The sequence below is a fragment of the Candidatus Paceibacterota bacterium genome, assembly GCA_035452965.1.
Lineage (GTDB): Bacteria > Verrucomicrobiota > Verrucomicrobiia > Limisphaerales > UBA8199 > UBA8199.
The window spans coordinates 43051-61259 of record DAOTCE010000015.1 but is presented as its reverse complement, the minus strand read 5'-3'; the positions used below and the strand labels follow the sequence as shown (position 1 = coordinate 61259).

Here is an 18209-nt window from a genome sequence, read left to right as displayed (position 1 = left end):
CACTTCATTCTTTACAGTTTCCAACCGTTGTGCAGCGCCCGGCTTAGCCGCTGATTGGCCTCGCGATTGCCGATGAACTTTTCCTTTTTAGGGTCCCATTTCAACCGCGTCTGGAGCCGCGCCGCGATTTCCGCGATAAGGCCCAGATAGGATGCCACATGCGTCGCCTCAACATTCGAGATCGGGTCCTTGCGGCTGCGGACGCAATCCAGGAAGTTCTGGCCGTGGTTAAGCTCCTTGAAGGCGGCCCGATCGCCACCTTCCTTCCTGACGATCGTCACATCCTCTCCCGGCACCTCATAGAGGTGCGTCTCGCCGGCCTTCGGTCTGACCTGCAGCAATGATTCCGGTTCGGCCCGGATGCCGGCGCGACTCACATGCACCCAGCCCTTGTCGCCAATGAACCGCGTGCCGGTCTTCTCCTCCTGCTCGGTGGAAACGTCGGTGAAGACCATTTTCACCCCGCTGGCGAGGGTGAAGGTGGCATTCCAGCTCTCAATATTGTCGGTCAAGCCTTTCTTGCGATAGACGCCCTGGCATTCGAGTTCGCACGGCTCCGTCGCCAACGCCGGGCAGCCCCAGTAGGCGATGTCGAGGTAATGCACGCCCCAGTTGCAGATGAAACCGGCGCAATAGTCCCAGATGAGATACCAATCCGGCCACGCGACGCGGCCCGGATTGTAGGGATTGGCCGGCGCCGGCCCGCGCCACATTTCCCAGTTGAAACCCGCGGGCACCGGCTGCGGCTCAAGGGAGCCGGCATACTTGGGCTGGTATTGCGGGCCGGGCGCGCCAACCTGCATTTCGCGCAGACTGCCGATGTAGCCGTTGCGGACCAGGGCGCAGGCCTGGCGGAACTTGCCCTGCGACCGCTGCCACGTGCCGGCCTGGAACACGCGCTTATGCTTGCGAACGGCCCGGAGAATCTTCTGGCTCTGCTCGACTGATGTGCCCATCGGTTTCTCCAGATACATGTCCTTGCCCGCGGCGGCTGCGGCGGTGGCGATCAGGGCGTGCCAATGGTCCTGCGCGGCGATCATCACCGCGTCAATGTCCTTCCGCGCGATCACCTCGCGGTAGTCGTCGTGCATTGCGCAGCCTTTGTCCCCATACTGCGTGTCCGCCAGATTCTTGGCCTTCTGGCGGCGGTCCTCGTAGGTGTCGCAAACGGCCACGACCCGACAGTCCTCGAGCGCCAGGAAGCTCTTCATGTTCCCCGTGCCCATCCCGCCGACGCCGATGCAGCCCAGAGCGATCTTGTTGCCGGCGCCGAAGGCCGACGCGGGGATGATTGCTGGCAAGCTGATGGCCGCCAGGGCGGCGGTGGAGCTTCTCAGGAAATCACGACGATTCATTTGGGTCTTCATAGGTGCATTCATTGGTGAGGCTTCTTGTTTGGTTTGGAGACTGCAGTGGGGATTCATGCAGTAAATGACTTACGGGTTCAGCGCGACTGTGCCAGCGGGGGCGTTGGCCACTTGATAGTGACGTTGGATTTCCAGGGGCGACAGCGCTCGATTGTAGATGGCGACCTCATCAAGGCGGCCCTCGAATGTTGCCTCCTTGTCGCCGCGTCCGCCAAGGAAGATGTCCGGCGATTTCTCGGGCGCGGCCGCTCCGGTGATTTCCGGCGCAGGGTTCCCGTTCAGGTAAACCGCCACGCGTGAGCCATCCCGCACCAGCGCCACGTGATTCCACGTCTTGGATTTGATCACAGTTCGGCCCGACAGTGGGCCGAACACCAGCGTGCCGGGCGTGCTGTTCGTGCCGCCGAGCGCGAGGGATTGCCCGCCGCGCCCGAATAAGTGCCCAGTGACCGGGCGCAAGTCGTTAGGCAGGCCATTCCAAAACCATAATTCGCACGTGTAGCTTTCCCTAAGCTTCTTAAGGTTTGCCACCAGCCGGCCGCCGGCAAAATGCGGGCATCGGTTCATGGTGCCTGGTCCGGAAAATGCCGGTGACTGCGGTCCCTCCAACCATCGCGCCACGCCCGGCTCATACGTTGCGTGCCGACGCGTTCCCGCGGAGTTCAGCGCGATAGGGCCGCTCCATTCCTCGAATCGCCAATACGCCAGGGGTTTGTCTGCCAGCACCGCCTGGGCGTAAGCGCCATTCGAGGCGGCGACCTTGCGGCGCGGCTGACCGCTGACTTTCTCGAGCAGACTGAGCAACGCTTCGACCATCCTGGGTTCGGCGTTCGTTTCCAGCCCAGCGGTGCGGCAGGGCCAGGTGTTGTAGCCGCCCAAGGGATACAGTTCGGGCGGGGGCACATAACCCTCCTCAGCATTGGCCAACTCGATGTTCATCGTCGGCTGGAGCGGGCTTTGGGCCTTGATCTTCAGCCCGGTGATGGCGAAGACCTCACACGGCCAGATGGCAATGCCCAGTTCGCCAACCCGCAGGGCCTGGAGCCTCACAGGGCGGCTGGGGTTCTGTTTCAGCCAGAGTTGCTCTCCCGCATACACCTCCGGCAGCGAATGCGGCGGACGCCCATTCAGCTTCTCGACGAGGTCGCTCGCCCACGCCAGTCGCTTCGCATCCGGCTGTCGCGTTCCGAGCCGCAGCTTCTTCTCGCGCATAGCTAGCGGAACCCAATCGTGGAACGTAATCGTTCTGTATGCGTCGGCGGCAATCTGCGCCAATTCACCGCCGTAAGCGTCTATCTCAACCGCGCGCTTGGGCTGGCTGTAATCCATCCAATGCTGGTCGCCGCTGGTGCCCTGCGACATGATGCCGACGAAGGCGCGCTCCGCGTCCACCGCGCCGATATGCGGTCCAATCTTGCGCGCGAACACACCGTAGTAATCCGGCGAGATGGCGGGCGCGCCGAAGTAGTGCATCGAATAGTTCGCGAGAACGGCAATAGGCCGGCCCTCGGGTGATTGCACTGCCAGCAGGGTCAACGCCGGGTCCGAAGGCCCCGACACTCCAACAGTGTCCGGATTCTGGTAACCGGGATGCATGTTGGCGCGGACGGTCAGGTCGCCAAATGGGTCAGGCAGCATCTTGTCAGGCCGTCGAATCCAGATGCGCGTGTGCGTGTGGTCCGGCGCCGACGCGACCGCCCAACCGACGCGGGCTGGGCCGACATTGGCCGCCGCGTGTTGCAAGCCCGCCACAATCCGGGGCAGCAGGAACGCCGGGTAGTGTGGGTCAGCTTCGGTGCCCAGGCATCGCATCAGCGACGGAGCGCTGTGAGTGTGCGTAGCAGAGAGCATGATGCGGTCTGCCGGGATTCCGGTGAGCTTTTCCGCACGCTCCTTTACCGCGTCTGCGAATTCCGCGGGAATCAGGCACGTGTCCAACACACCCAATGCCACGCGCATTCGCCCATCATCCAGCACCAGCCAACGCACATGCAAGCGGTCGTGAATCGTGCCGGCGGTTTGGGTCAGGAAGCCGCCATTGACAATGACAGGCAAATTCGTCGGCGTGACGTCCGTGGCGCTGGCTCCGGCGCGAAAGACCTTCCCTGCCGCGAGTGAAGGGATCTTGCACCAACCCTGCGCGGCGCCAGCCTTCGGCGCCATGTTCGCCGCCAGCATGCCCCAGCTTGTCACCACGACAATCATCCGGGAAAGCCGCATTTTCCCCAACCGGCGGTTGCTGCACGCTAAGTCCTTCCAGGCTTTCATAATGTCATTAACCCGGAGGCAGGCTGCAATAGGCGGGAACTGAATGGCGCAGCTTCATTGCCTAGTTATAGAGCAAACTGGCGACTGTGCAATGCGCAAATGGCTTGGCGACCTCCTCGAATTCCCGCAAGCAGGACATGCGTCACGCTAAGGCACTTCCAACTTGAAACTACTCATTGGTTCTTTGCGGACTCCCGGAGAATACCGATGGCGATTTGTCTTCTCGGGCGGCCCCTCTAACCGCCGGTACCCTCGCTGGACGGGCGACACCGTCGTCAGGGTGGCCATACCCTCGCATTGGCTTGTGGTGGGCTGGAGGATGGCTTGTTAGTGCGGTTAGCCTACGGTGTGTATCCCATGGGGAGCGATCCCCATGGGATACACACCGTAGCGCCACCATGTTGTTACCGCATCCGCAAGCCAAGGAGACCGGCGTTTTCTGGGACTGGAGAAAGCAGACAGGCGGCACAACTGTCCAAAATGTGGACAGTGCACGAGTTGGGGGGCCAGGATTGTTTTGGACCGGGACCATTGCTGACCTTCTATTCACTGTGCATTGGTCATCCGGTATATAGGGGTGAAAACGACCGTTGGAACTTCCCGTAAATCCGAGATTAACTATTGTCGCCCGACTTGGCGCTCGGCCACCTCCACCACTTTGCGCATCGCCACCTCGTTGCGTTCGAATGAGTCCACCATCTTGAACTGGACCCGTGCACGGTCCGCGCTTTGGCCCGGACGATGGACCTTGAAATAGAGGTCGCCCCGCAGATGGTCCTCCAGAAATCGGAAGCCAATCTCGAAGGTAATAAGCTTGGCGCAGAACACGAGATGGTCCTTCTCGACAGGAGTCAGGAACTGGCCTGCGGACGCCAAGTACCCACCGACCAGCGCCTCGAACATGTCCATGCGCATTTCGACCCTGGAGAGGTCGGACTCGTCCTCCAGCGTTGGGCATGCGGCTGTGCGGCACATATCGCCGAAATCATAGAGGGCCAGGCCAGGCATAACCGTATCAAGGTCAATCACACACATGCCCTCGCCGGTGGCGTCATCGAGCATGACGTTGTTGAGCTTGCAGTCGTTGTGCGTTACTCGTTCCGGGAGTTGGCCGCGCGCTTGCAGGCCCAGCAGCACATCCACGAGCGGCTCGTGCCGCAGCGCGAACCCGATCTCCGCTTTTACCCCGGCGGCCCGATTGCAGGCGTCCCGTTCGATCGCCTGGCGCAGCGCGTCAAAGCGCCTGCGTGAGTGGTGGAAGTCGGGTATGGTGTCCTCCAGTCGAGGTGCCGGCAGGTCGGCAAGGTGTTTCTGGAACTGGCCGAACGCCCGGGCTGCCTCGAATGCCTGCCGGGGAGTCTCAATCCGGTCGTAGCTCGTTGCGTGCTCAATGAACAGGTAACAGCGCCAGTGGTTGCCTGCGGCATCCGCATAGCAGCACTTGCCGTCGTTCGCGCGCACCAGCGTCAGGACGCGCCGGGAGATCTGATCCGCACCAAGCGCCTCCAACTTGCGGCGGATGTGCGTCGTGACACGCTCGACATTGACCATCAGACCGGCGGGGTTCTTAAAGACGTTGTGGTTTATGCGTTGGAAGATGTAGCGCATCGAGCTGCCGGATTGATTGAAGACGGCGGCGTAGGTGTCGTTGATGTGGCCGCTGCCGTAAGGCGCGGCTTCCCGGAAATCGCCGTAGATCTGGAAGTGCGCGGCGACAGAGCGAAGATCGTGTCTCGGCTGGCTCTCAGACATAGGGGGGTTCAACCCCACAACCGTGCTGGATACTTGCCGGCACGAATGAGCGCCCGGATGCTGTCCACTACCACCGCGCGGTCCTCACGATAGGTCACGCCGAACCAATGGCACCATGTTGGCAACACAGTAACTCGTACAAGCCCCTCCCGCATCAGCGCATTGACGGCCGTGGGCAGGTAGAACTCGGCATTGAGGTTGGCCTGGTTGCGGGCCAGAAACTCGCTGAATAAGCAGCGCAGGCCGGGCAGCAATTTCGGTGTAAATCCCCAGCAATTCATCGAAACAGTCTCCAGCCCGGTCAGGTCACGGTAACTGCCATCAGCCTCCCGGTTGCGGGCGCCAATGGGCTGTCTTTCGATGGCGGTCAACTCCTCAACGGATGTCAAGTATCCCTCCTCATCCGTCTGGCAGAGGCCCCGCGCCACGGTGCCGTGCTCCGAAAGTGTGCGGTCCAGTTGGAAACCCACCATCGCGAACAGGTCGGGATTGGAGGGCGCGGTCTGCGTCAAGAACCGGGCGAGCACGCCGAAGGACTCCGCCCCGTAGAAGTCGTCCGCGTTGATGACCGCGAAAGGGCGGTCCAGCAACAGAGCGGCGCACAACACGGCATGGCCGGTTCCCCACGGCTTCTGACGATCGGGCGGGACGTAGCAGTTAGGCGGCACCATGTCCAGGGACTGGATGGCATAATCGATATTCACGTGCCTGGCGAAGCGCCGGCCAAAGCTGTCCCGAAAATCCTGCTCGACGTCGCGGCGGATGACGAAGATGAACTTGCCAAAACCCGCGCGCCTCGCATCAAAGACCGAGTAATCCAAGACGGCCTCCCCGGCCGGGCCAACGGGTTCTATCTGTTTCAATCCGCCGTAGCGGGCACCAATGCCGGCGGCCAGGATGACCAATGTAGGGGCCAATTTCAAAGACGCCTGCAGACGCTACCGGCACTCGAAAACTCCGCAAGACCAAAGTGGCGGTTGGACATAAAGAAGGTGCACCCAGCCGAAGCCAGGTTGCACCTATGAAACCACTAACAAAACCAACAAACCTAACACCATAATAGACAGGCACGCCGGGTTTGCGTTCAATGGAATCGCTGGTAGTTGGAAAGACGCTTTCCCAGGACCGTTGGACGCCAATTCAGTTTGGGTCACCTTACTGGCAAGTGACGGCTGCAGCTGCTCCGCCGATTGCATCCTACGCGTTTCAGGCTTCCCAAGGGGCTCAAAACTCAAGATGATCCGTGGCGCATGACCACCGCATATCAAATAGTTGTTTGTGGCACTATTGTGCCGGACCCGCTCCAAACCCTGGAGCCGGTGACCGGTTCCACTGGTCCCGCGTTGAAGAATGAGATGATGCTTCCCGCCGTCCTCGACCCGTGGGCAAGCCACGCACTGTATGAGGCAGCCAACCTGGCGAAGAACACCCCCGGCAGCAAAGTCTGGCTCGTGAGCCTCGGCCCTAAAGCCAAGCTGCAGCAGGTGATGATGACTGTCGCGCAAAAGGTGCCTTTTGAACTCATTGCCATCGACGGCCCGGCGAGCGGATTTGCCGAGGCGGCGGAAGTCGCCGCAGTGCTGGCCGAGGCCATCCAGGGGATCGCCGGGCTCGACCGCACGAAACTGCTCGTGTTTGGCGGCTGGGAGTCCGCCTCGCGCGGCGCCGGTGCGACGATGCAGATGGTAGGCGAACGTTTAGGCATCCTGGACCAGTTCCAAGGCGTGGACGAGTTGAAGGTGAGCGCCGACGGATCGCTGGAAATTCTCGAACGCGTTGAAGGTGGAAAGCACCAGGTTTCACGCTGCGCAGGGCCTCCTGCCCTGCTCGGCTGGGCGACCGGCAATCTTCCGGAACCTAGAAATAATCCGCAGATCGGCATGGCTAATATGCGCGCCGTAATGCCCGCCCTGCAAAGGGCGAAGCCTGTTAAACTCGCCGCCGAAGGCCTGGCCTTCGCCAGCGTGTCGTTGCCGAAGCAACTGCGCACGACCAGGATCGTGAAAGATAAGTCTCCAGATGAGATCGCGCAGGAGCTTGTCCAATGGATAAGAAGGTAATGTCTGCGAATTGGCGCGCGCGCCGAGGCTCCATCACTCCAACATTCTATCACCCCCTTTAGCATTTTCCCGTTATGGAAACAATTCTTCTCCTCGCCCACATCGAAACCGATGGTTCGCTGGCCAAGCCCGCGCTCGAAGCCCTGGGGGCGGCTAAGACCCTGTGTGCCGGCATGGCCGACTCGAAACTGATCGTGGCCCTGGTTGGCCGGGATGTGCAGGCCGCCGCCGACCGCATAGCTGCTTGCGGGGCTGCCGCTTTTCTGGGTGTGGCGGGCCCTGACTTTTCGCAATCGCGCTACGCCACGGACGCCGCTGCGGTTGAAGCGCTCGCCAAAGCCGCTCAGGCTACCCTGGTCCTGGCACCAGCGACCTCGCGTTGGAACAGGGCCCTGCCGGGCGTTGCCCAACGGCTGGGCGGCCGAGCGGACACGCACGTAACCGGGCTCGCCGCTGACAACGGCGCGCCGTCAATCAGTCGCTGGTACTATCGCCAGCGCATGGAAGCCGTCCTGCGGCGGACTCTTAGGCCGTGGTTTATCCTCATTGATCCCGGCAGTCAACCGGCCTGGGAAGGCGCCGCCGGGACCGCAGCCGTGCAGGCTATTCCGGTCAGCCTGTCTGAAACCTGCAAACGTACCACTGTGCTTGGGGTGCGCGAACCGGCGGCTGATGCTCAAACGATACGGCCCGACGCCAATTTGCTACTGGTGGCTGGCGCCGGCTGGACAAAGAAACAGGCCGACAGTCAGGCGCACGTCAAGGAAGCCGAGCAGTTAATTCTCGACTGCCTCAAGCTCTCCCGAGCCTCGCTTGGCAGCAGCAAGTCGCTGGTAGACTTGGGCGGCGAGGGGCAGGCGGTGCTGTCCTTCCTGACGCATCTTAATCAAATAGGCCAAACCGGCTCCACGCCCCGGCACCCGAAAGGGCTGGCCACGTGCTGTCATGGGGAAGAGCCACACACGGTTGGCTGGCGCTTCATTGCTGAGCGCCGCGCCATCAATCTCGATCCGAACTGCGGCTGGGCGCGAGGCAAGGCTGACGTGCTTTATGTCGCCGACGCCTTCGCCGTCATGGGCAAGCTGAATCAGTTGCTGGCCGAAGGCTCCGGGTAGGCCATCAAACACCGCCTGAGGCTTAACGTTCCTCAACCAGAATACGCACCGGGCCGAGCAAACCGGACTCCATCAGCGGCGTGTCCTTGGTCAGTTTCCGGATATTGGTGCGCGTAAAGCGCTTCTCCGGCTGGAGGAATTGGTCTCCAATAATACGGTTGGGCCAGAAGTTAACGACCTCCACCTCGAGTTTGTTTCCGGTCGGTTTGATGGCCTCGGTCGCGTCCACGCGGAAGGGGACTGCCCACAACGTGCCAAAGTTCCTTCCATTAAGACGCACCGTGGCCAGATTTTTGACATCGCCCAGGTCCAACGACAAGCGGTGGCGATCACGACGCAGCGATTCCGGCAGGTCAAACGTTTTGTGATAAGTCGCCTTGCCTGAATAATACTTGATGCCTTCCTCAGATCGCTGGGGCCAACTGACTAATTGGTCGAAAACCGCCGATTCCGGCCCGCCCCACCTGGGATCGAACTGGACAGTCCACGCTCCGGAGAGTTCGTGCGGCTCCGAGTAGGCCGGGAAATTCGAACCTGTTTGACCAGTGGCGACGGACTTGGGTGAGGCTGGCTGACGGAACACCACGAACATGGAGCCATACGGCGCAAACTGAAGGGGCAGCGTGGTGGTTTCTTCGCTACGCGTGTAAACCGCGGCGAGGCGGCTGCTTCCGGTCAGTGGGTCCCAAAGCTCGGGGACTTTGCCGGCCACGCGAAAGGTGCAATCCGGCTTCAGCCAGCAGTTGGAGCGGTTTGCCACAAAGTAGATGTCCGCTTCGCGGCTGGCTCGGTGAATGTAATCCAGCACCGGTGGGGCTTGTGGGTCCAAGGTTGTGGGTTGCGGCTGCAGCCGGAAGCCGAAGTCCGGTTTGAGCCCATCACCACCGAGCACTTGGCGGGGAGTCTGCCCGGAGATCACGCGCCCACAGCCATAGCGCCTTATGCCGCTCACCTGCCGATCGTTCCCCCACAACCGATCCGCGAGCCGGACCACCTCGGCATCGCATTTGGGATACCCGCTCAATGAATAGGTTTGCGCAGGCCTGGGGCCGACGATGGTCGCGCCGGCTTTGACCATCTTCTCCAGTTTCTTGAGCACCGCGAGCGAGATGCCGGGCCGATCCGGCAACGCAAGCACACGGTAACTCATCCCGTCCGGCAGCACGATTCGGCCGTCCCGCACGGACATGCGCTTGAGGATAACATCCTCGGTCACGACATCGTAATCGTAGCCGGGCAGCACATGCGCCGGATCGCTGCGTTTGAGCTGAGCGAAGTTCGGCACGTGGTCGCCATAGTAGTAGCAGGCATCCGCGACGAACAGGCCCTGCTGCAGCATGAACTGGCAGCGATTGAGATAGGCCAGGAAGGGGGCGGACCTCGACCACCACGTCGTGTTTGGATTGAAGTGAGTTCCGGCAAAATACTGTTGCCCCGGCAGACCCATCTCCTCCGGGGAGCACACGAACGCATGCCAGACCAACAGGTTCAGGCCCTCGCAGGCGGCCTGGTCGAAAGAGGGTTTCAGATTATCCCAGAGCGTCTCCTGCCAATGCGGGCCGATGGTGGTAAATCCTTCCGCTAACACCAGCCGGTGCCCATAGGTGTGGGCCGCCGAGGCAGGCTGCTTCACGAAGAACCGGTTGCTTTCCCCGACCCGGTGCCGCCACGACCAGGCCCAGAATTCGGACATAGGCGCGTCATCCATGCCGAGGCAGCGCTGGGCGTCAATCGGCACCGCATGGGGTCCGCCGGACTCGGGATGGATTTGGAGGCCGTGTTTGTGTGCGAGGTCGCGGAAGATGCGGTAGTGGTTGTCAACAGCCAGGTCGCCAAGTGTTTTGCGGAAGTCATACAGAAAGCGGTTGCTGGCCGGGCGTGAATCTACGATCCGGCCCGCCAGCACGGGGAAGAACGGCAGCGGGTCGTAGCCCCGGCGCTTGCGGAACTCGGCGCGCAGGTTGGGAGTCCAATTCAGCGGCTCGACTTCCCAACTGTCCGTGTGCAGATACTTGAGAGTGCGCCCCGCCAACGGACCGGCGTCGGCGATCAGCGGCTCGACCACCGCATCCCAGTAACGCCGGAACGCGCCCGCATCCAACACGTCCAGGGAGTAGCCTTGCCAGCCATCGCTGCAAGTTGACACGTGCGAATGGTTCCCAATCGTGCAGCCGAGCCGAATAACCTGCCACGTGCCCTCCGGGACATCCCAGTGCAAGATGCCTTCTTTGGAGAGCATCGCGGTAAGGTCCAGGACATCTGCAGCCCGGGTGTCCTCCTCGCCAGGAGTGGCCGGCAGTTCCTCAAACAGGGGCGCGGTGTCAGGCGCAGAAAAGTGCAGAGGCTTGTAGATCGCTTTTTGCTCCCAATTTTGAAGCGGCGGGCGCGCGGGCTGCCCCAGGGAATGGTCCTTCCAAAAGCAGCTTATCTCGCCAATTTGCACATTCCGTGGCGCACCAGGCGATCCCCGGTCGTATGCCGCCAGCACAACGATTCGGATGTTCGAGGCGTCCGCGTCAACCATGCTTAGTTCTGCTGACTCGCCGTCCGCCATGCCAAACCGACGCTCGGACCGGAAGGTCTTGCCGTCGTTGGAAACCTGCAGCTCACACTCCTTCGGGCCGTAACCGGGCCTTCCCATGACATGGAGCTTCAGGCCCCGGACTGTCTGCGGAAAGCTCAGTTGGATCCACTCAGGGCGAGCCGCAGTTGGGCCCTCGCCGGGCTTCGTGCCCGAGGAGACCCAATACGTGTCTGAGTTGCCGTCGCACGCCAGTTCGGCCAGGTGGTCCGGCTGTGAGGAACTGCTCGTGATGCTTGGCGGGGCCGGCTGTCGCGCCCTGGCTGTCCGCCGATACGCCACTGTGGCGACGTCACGATAAAATCCTTCCCGGGCTTTTGGCACCGGCAGCGCCGCAGCGTATTTGGCCGGTCCGCTAATGAGGGCCTCCGACCAGGTCAGCTTCTTCGCCGCGTCTTCGGCTTTGACCATAGGTCCGCCCAGGTTCCATCCGCTCTGTATGTTCAAGCTCATCTCCAAGCCCAGGCGCTCGGCCTCGCGCAGCGCGTGTATGTAGAGTTCGCGCCACTCGGGCGTAAAGAAAGTGGGGCCGTGCGGCACCGGGTCGTTACCGTCCTGTTGCGCGCCGCCCGCATCGCAAATCAATGCGCCGCCGAAGCCCTTGGCCTTCATTTCTTCCAGGTCGCGGGTAATAGCGGCTTTGGTGACATTTCCATTGAGCCACCACCAATACGCGCGCAGGCGGGCGCTGTTGGGCGGATCGGCGAAGCCGTTGGCAAGCTCATCATGCTCCCCTCCCGCAGTTTGGCCGGCCCCCCCCCAAACTGGTGTTGCTATGCAGAATAGCAGCACGAGCACCGCGCTGCGCAACATGAATGCGACATGAATGACTGTTCTCATTGTTGAAGCAGTTCGAAGTGCTGCGGCTCCGTGGCGTCGAATTCGCACTTGAATTCCACTTGTCCCCCACCGTCAGCCTTGAAGGAACCGACCTTGTGGTTCTCCCGACGCAGCTCGTACTTCGCGTGTGGCGTCAGGTGAGAAACGACATGCCAGATAACCACCCCCGCGCTTCCGGAGGATACGATCCATTTCCTCTCCGACGCCATGTCCGCAAGCCGGGTGTCCAGTTCGATCTCCACCGGCGCACGACGGGAACGGCTCAGCGTCATTGCGGGTCCGCCCGACTTGCCGGGGAAAAGCTGGGCCGTATCCCCTTTCGCACTCAGCGCAAAAGGCTGCGCCGAGCGTACCGCAAAGTCCTCCACTTCCACGCGAGTCGCAGCCGTGGTAAGGTCTATCAGATAGGATTGGTTCCGCAGTTGATAGCGAAGCCGCGTGCCGCTGAGTTCCGGAGTCAAGTGTGGTTCGAGGTAGATGCGGTCGTGTTTAGGCTGGAGGCCGTAGATGTTGCGATACAGCCCTACCACCGGCATGCAGTTGCCCGCCAGAATGTCCTCGCCCGCACCGCGTTGGGACTTGCGCTCGTAGCGCTGGAATGACAGTCCGTCGGCTTCATACCGGTCGAGCACGTTCCTGATGTACTTGACCGCAATGGCCGGATCGGACTTGGCGTAGGCGCGCACCGCCAGTTCTCCCCAGGAAAGGAAGATGTCGCCATTCTCGTAGTTGGGGAACGGGAAGTTGACCGTGGCGTGGCCTTCCCCGGGCTGGTAGGGAAAGAAGTTCAGCGGCCAGAAGAACAGGTTTTCATTCCGCATTTCCTTCTCGATGCGGCGCAGAATTGCCTCGCGCCGCTCCGCATCGTCGCACAAGCCATAGCCGATGGCGGTGAACTGTACGGGGGTTACGAGGTTGTTGCCGTGGATGGAGCCGTCCTTTTCCCGCCAATATGCATACCACTGGTTTTGCGGATCCCAAAAGCCGCCCTCCGCGGCGGTTCTGTTAAAGTTGACCTTCAGCTTCGCGGCGCATCGGCGATAGTCCGCCGCGCGCGCGTCGTCGCCCAGCACCTCCTCAGCATCGGCCCAGAGGAGCAAGGCGTAGTACAGCTCCGCGTTGACCAGCGCGTTTTCGTGCGCGGCCCAAATCACATCAATCCAGTCGCTCCCGCGCTCCTGCTTGTGACTGTCGGTCATCATCTCGACCAGCCCGTCGCCATCGGCGTCGCGGCGCAACAGGTAATCCAGCGCGCGCTCGCAGGCGGATTTCTGCCCACGCAGCCATTCCTGGTCGCCGGTGAGGTCGAACAATTCCGCCACGCAAATGACGTAGCAGGGCTGCGAATCCAGCAGGTAGCCCCACTGCGCCTCATAGTAGCCGTTGGCGTCGTAGGTGCCGGGCATGGCGTCGTGAGCGAGGCAACACCAGCGTGACTTGACGCGTCCGCTCGGCTCAATGGCGTGGTCCCGCTCGAAGTCGAAAGTGGCGGCGCAGTTCGCCAGGTAATCCGGATCGTCAATAGCGATGCCCATCTGCGAGAACCATTGCTCGTGCAGGCAGGTAAACCCGGTGCGCCAGCCGTTGGCGCCGAGAATACGACGGTCAATGACCCCATAGCGGCCAATGGTATTCAGCAAGTCGCGAATGCTCTTGCCGTTGAGGCCCTGGAATGAACCTCGATCGAACGCCTTGCCGTAATCCAGCGATTGGAGGCTGTAGGTCACCGTTAGCTGGTCTGGTTTGACCTCGTATGGCGCCCACAGGTCTTGCCGGGAGGGATGGAAACGGCGCAGGTCATGCCTCGGCTTGAGTTCACTGTCGGTGACCGAAAAACTTGCAGTTTGGATCCCTGAGGGCTGGTGTGAGAACCTCATCGCCAGGTGCGGCGGCGGGCGGGATGCGCCTGCTTCACTTTTGATGCGAAGACAAGCACCGTCGTCTCGATTCCAAAATGTGACGGCGCTGGCGTGGGCGCCGTAAGTAGCATTGGAGGTCTCCAGGTACTTGTTCCAGACCACGCCGCCAGTGTCCAGCAGCCCGCCGGTCCAGGTGTTCATGTCGCGGAAGTCCCACCCCGGGCAGTACGAATCTTCGAGCCGGCCGGCCATCCCGTAGTTGCGGCTGATCTGCCAGAGAATCCGATCCGGGTGCACGGTGAATTCCCAGTTCTCCGTTACCTGAATACCCATGCCTCCGAAGACAATCTCGCGCACCGTCACCTTGTTCCGGCTGACAGCTACTTTGGGCGCAGGTATGCCGCTGCGCGTGGTGAACCAGTGGTTCGAGACCTGGATGGCGCTGCACACGCCGGTTTCCGGAGCGATCACTTCGCGGCTGCGGACTATGACCCGGTCCAGCAGGCAACGGCCATTGTAGTTCAAGCGCAGCACCAGGTTGCTCCTCGCATCCGCGAGTGTTACCAGACGGCTGCCCGGGTGCTCGACGATAGCGCAGTCGGCGGTTTGTGTATGGCCAGTCTGAGCGTCGGCCCGTTTTCGTTTTGGCTCGGCAGCCGAAGCACCCTCGACTGCAACCAACGATACCGGGCCCAGCAGGCCCGACTCCAGCAAGGGCGAATCCTTCTTGAAAGGGTTCCAGGTTGTTGAGGTCAGCCGCTGTTCGGGGGGAAGCGACTGGTCGCCGATCAACCGATTCGGCCACAGGTTAGCCACGGTGATTTCCAACTGGTTTCCCTTCACCTTGGCGGAGTCGGTGATGTCCACTCGCCAGGGCGCGCACCATACTACGCCCAGGTCCCGACCATTCAACCGGACCGCCGCCAGGTTCTTCACCGCGCCCAAATCCAGGTGCATCCGCTGCCCGCGCACGCTCTTGGGCGCATCGAAGCTCTTGCGGTAGATCGCGGTCCCGGAATAGTAACGGATACCGTCTTCCTTGCGCTTGCTCCAGTCCTGCAGGCGGTCGAATACCACGTTCTGCGGCCCGCCCCACTTGGGGTCGAACGCGACATTCCAGGAGCCAGGTAGATCGGCCACTTTGGATTCCCTGGGGAAATTCCGCCCCCCCGCACTGCCCTCGGTCTTTCGGAACACAACGAAGAACGACTGCGCCGGCTCGAAGCGCATTGGGACCGTCGTGCGCCCATCCCGAACAGTGAACTCAGGCAGGGTGCGCGTTTGGCCGGTCAACGGATCCCACAATTCGGGCGCTTTGCCCGCCACCCGGAAAATGCAGCTTGTCTCAACCGGGCGTTCCTCGCGGTTGGCGACGAAGTAGATATCCGCATCCCTGGTCTGCCGGTGGGTATAGCGCAGCGGGGCGTCGGACTCGAAGTCTGGCCGCACACCAAGCTCACTAAGTACCGCTGACACGACCGTGAAGTCGCAGAATTGCTCCGGCTCAACGGCCGGTAGTCCCACCTCTCCCCACGGAGCCATGCCTGCCGGGCCCAATTCCATGGCCCCGGTCCAGTGCCCCGCCGCCACTCGGGCAGTGGCCCACTTGCCTTGGGTGTCTTGGGCCGCATGCCAGGTCTTGTCGGTAAGTACCGTGAAGACATGACCGTCACGGAACTTCACGACCAGCGCACCGGTGAGTCCGGCTGGGTTTGGCGCGGTGCCGCCATTTTCCGCAGCCACCGCCAAGATGTTCTCGCCAGGCCGGAGCATTTGCGTGACATCGAGCACGGACACGGCGTGGAAGTTGTTCCCCTTGCCCGCGGGCCGGCCATTAACCCACAGCGCGAAGCTGTTGTCCGCGGTCATGTAAACACGGCCGGATTCAACGTCCCCTTTACCGTCTAGATTGAAGCTGCGGCGGAAATACCGTGATCCCACAGGGGCACTGTCGGCAGGGTTGCCTTCATGGTGCCAGATCCATTTACTTAGCTTGATCGGCTCGGGGGATTTCCCAGAGCGGGCTGCATTCTTCCCGGCTTCTCGAATAACCCGGCCCTGGAGGCGGGGAGCACCGGATCCATCTCCCCACAATTCTGCCGCGAGCTTCTGCACTTCATCGTCGCACTGCGGATAGCCGCTCAAGCTGGGCGATTTCAGCGGCGGCGAACCGACCACCGTCGCGCCGGCCTTAACCAAGTCCCGAACTTTCCGCAAAAGCGCCGGAGTCATGGTCGGCATCTCCGGCAAGACCAGCACGCGGTAGCTCATGCCGTCGGGCAATACGAGCCGGCCATCGGCTGCGACCGACATGCGCGACATAAGTGTCTCCGGCGCACAGCCGTCGTAGTTGTAGCCGGGCCGGTCAGGCGGCTGGCCGATGCGAGCGGATGAAGGCGGACGGAATACGTGGGGCGAACCCTCCGGCACGAGGAAGCAGACATCGGCCACCGGCAGCCCCTGGCGCAACATGAACTGGCAGCGCGCGAGGTATTCGTGATACGCGCCTGCCATGTCCCACCAGGTCTGTGTGCGTTCCCAATGCACGCCATACGGCCCCATCGTCATGCCCGGGCGCGCGTCGAGCTGCGGCTGGTGCTGGTAGCGGTGGAAGACGATGCGGTTGACTCCCGAGCTGAATGCCCAATCGCCCAGGATTTTCATCGCTCCTGGATAGGCCTGCCACCGCTCGGTGTCGTCAGAGGTGAACGCCTCTGCCGCTACGATCTGCTTTCCGCAGGTGTGCGCAACGGACGCTGCTTCGATAACGCTGTAGGTGGTGTCGAACCCATGCAGCCAGAACTCGCACATGGGCACATCGGCCACCGCGCCGAAGCTCATGTCGGAGCACGGCATCATGTCGTAAGGCTCGATGGAAAGGCCGAAGCCGTGCCGGCGTCCCAGTTCCTTCAGTCGTTCCGCGTGATTCTGAATGACCAGTTCCTGCGCCGTCTGCCGCACGTCCCATAGGAAGCGTTCCGTCACCTCCAGGCTGTCCACCACCCGACCCGTAACGGCGGGCAAATAGCGCGCCGGATCGTAGCCCCGGCGGCGGCGGAACTCATCGCGGAAAGCGGCGGTCCAGTTCTGCGCGCCCATTTCCCAACTGTCAATGTGCAGCATCGTCCACCCCGACTCGGCACTCTGCTTGCGCGGGCCGATCTCTCGCAGCAACACGCCAACGAACGCGTTGAAATGCGCCTCGAGCGCAGCGGGGTCCATCTTATCACTCTCCAGGCCCAGTCCGGGCAGCGGTGCCGGCCGGGTGCAGGCGCCCGTGCTTGTGCGCCCGAAGCGCATGATGGTCCAACGGCCCGCCGGTACGTCCCAGGCGAGACGGCCATCCGGTCCCATGCGTTCACTGATATCGAGAACGCGGTCGGCCGCGATCACCGCCTCCGACGGCAGCGCCGGATAGCTCGCTGACGTTGGCAGAAATGGCTTCACCTTGGGCTGTGATGAATAGGGCGCGCGCACGTAGAGCGCTTTCTCATCTATGTCGCTGATGCGCTCATTGCCCGCCGGCGTTGGGAAGGCCAGCACGATCTCGTCCCGATAGAAGTCGTTCTTCGCCTTCTCCAGTTCCGCCGGCAACTGGCCATCGCCAAAGAACGCCGGTCGGCGCTGCGGGCGCGGCAGCATTTCGTCGAAGCGCTTCGGCCCCGCGACCTCGACAGCGCTGGCTACCAGGTGCTGCATGGATTCCTCCGGCTTGACCCATGGGCCACCGCTTCCGGTCCAGCCCGGCCCCGCGTTCAGGGTGATCTGCAAGCCCAACCGCTCCGCCTCCGCCACCGCGTGTTTGAACAGCGCCCGCCACTCGGGCCCCATGAACTTGACCGTGCCCCGCGGGATGCCCACGTCTACCTCCATCATGCTCACTCCGCCGATGCCCGCACGCTTGAGCGCTTCGAAGTCAGCCGTGATTCCCTCGCGGCTGAAGTTCCCATCCATCACGAACCAATACACCCAGGCCCGGGCCGACTCCGGTGGTCGCTGGAAGCCTTGGTCCAGGTCGGCCCCCGGGGCGGCAGAAGGGCTTGCCCAACCAAGCGCCACCAGCAGCAGCAGCAGGAAGATTGGTGGGCGTGAAGGGCAGTGATTGGGGGCGCCAGACGTGAAGTTGATCCAGGATGGCATGATCGTTGCAGGGCAAATCGTGGGCGGACCAACGAAATGGGTCAAGGCCGAAGCGCTTCAGACGCAGCGTTATGACTGCAATTGGGCATCCAATCAGCTCGCCAAACTGAAGCTGATGGCGGACGTCTGCGTTCGAAACCGCTCAGGTTGCGCTCGCATGCCTGTGCAGACTTTTCGACTAATACCTTCCCGGGCTGCAGGTCGAAGGGCAACAACGAAAACAGGAT

8 protein-coding genes are annotated in these 18209 nt (G+C 62.0%); 2 read left to right on the top strand and 6 right to left on the bottom strand.

Annotated elements, in window-relative coordinates; translation table 11 throughout:
* Positions 1–11 precede the first annotated feature (11 nt).
* The 4 genes from P5205_12850 to P5205_12835 form a co-directional block, all read right to left on the bottom strand.
* Entirely contained in the window at positions 12–1367 is a 1356-nt protein-coding gene (locus tag P5205_12850; GenBank protein HSA11249.1) for a Gfo/Idh/MocA family oxidoreductase, read from the bottom strand.
* A 69-nt stretch (positions 1368–1436) separates the two neighbouring features.
* A complete protein-coding gene (locus P5205_12845) occupies positions 1437–3635 on the bottom strand; it encodes a hypothetical protein (protein ID HSA11248.1) in 2199 nt (732 codons plus the stop codon).
* 618 nt (positions 3636–4253) lie between these two features.
* Positions 4254–5387 (bottom strand): aminoglycoside phosphotransferase family protein, encoded by a 1134-nt coding sequence (locus tag P5205_12840; GenBank protein HSA11247.1) that lies wholly within the window; start codon positions 5385–5387, stop codon positions 4254–4256.
* Positions 5388–5395: 8 nt separating this feature from the next.
* The gene (locus P5205_12835; GenBank protein ID HSA11246.1) at positions 5396–6304 is read right to left on the bottom strand and encodes a nucleotidyltransferase; all 909 of its coding nucleotides are present in this window, start codon (positions 6302–6304) and stop codon (positions 5396–5398) included.
* 333 nt (positions 6305–6637) lie between these two features.
* On the opposite strand from P5205_12835, the gene P5205_12830 reads away from it, so the two are divergent.
* Positions 6638–7447, top strand: a complete 810-nt coding sequence (locus P5205_12830; protein ID HSA11245.1) for an electron transfer flavoprotein subunit beta — start codon at positions 6638–6640, stop codon at positions 7445–7447.
* Positions 7448–7521: 74 nt separating this feature from the next.
* Entirely contained in the window at positions 7522–8562 is a 1041-nt protein-coding gene (locus tag P5205_12825) for an electron transfer flavoprotein subunit alpha (GenBank protein HSA11244.1), read from the top strand.
* A gap of 22 nt (positions 8563–8584) precedes the next feature.
* On the opposite strand, the gene P5205_12820 is transcribed toward P5205_12825, so the two are convergent.
* A complete protein-coding gene (locus P5205_12820) occupies positions 8585–11983 on the bottom strand; it encodes a glycosyl hydrolase (GenBank protein HSA11243.1) in 3399 nt (1132 codons plus the stop codon).
* Positions 11980–17982, bottom strand: a complete 6003-nt coding sequence (locus P5205_12815; protein HSA11242.1) for a glycosyl hydrolase — start codon at positions 17980–17982, stop codon at positions 11980–11982. The genes P5205_12820 and P5205_12815 overlap by 4 nt, the downstream gene beginning before the upstream one ends.
* Positions 17983–18209: the final 227 nt, after the last annotated feature.

Excerpts from the sequence above, each read along its gene's own strand:
- P5205_12825 (HSA11244.1), top strand. The coding sequence starts at position 7,522 with ATGGAAACAATTCTTCTCCTCGCCCACATCGAAACCGATGGTTCGCTG.
- P5205_12840 (HSA11247.1), bottom strand. The coding sequence starts at position 5,387 with ATGTCTGAGAGCCAGCCGAGACACGATCTTCGCTCTGTCGCCGCGCAC.
- P5205_12850 (HSA11249.1), bottom strand. The coding sequence starts at position 1,367 with ATGAAGACCCAAATGAATCGTCGTGATTTCCTGAGAAGCTCCACCGCC.
- P5205_12845 (HSA11248.1), bottom strand. The coding sequence starts at position 3,635 with ATGAAAGCCTGGAAGGACTTAGCGTGCAGCAACCGCCGGTTGGGGAAA.
- P5205_12820 (HSA11243.1), bottom strand. The coding sequence starts at position 11,983 with ATGAGAACAGTCATTCATGTCGCATTCATGTTGCGCAGCGCGGTGCTC.
- P5205_12830 (HSA11245.1), top strand. The coding sequence starts at position 6,638 with ATGACCACCGCATATCAAATAGTTGTTTGTGGCACTATTGTGCCGGAC.
- P5205_12815 (HSA11242.1), bottom strand. The coding sequence starts at position 17,982 with ATGCCATCCTGGATCAACTTCACGTCTGGCGCCCCCAATCACTGCCCT.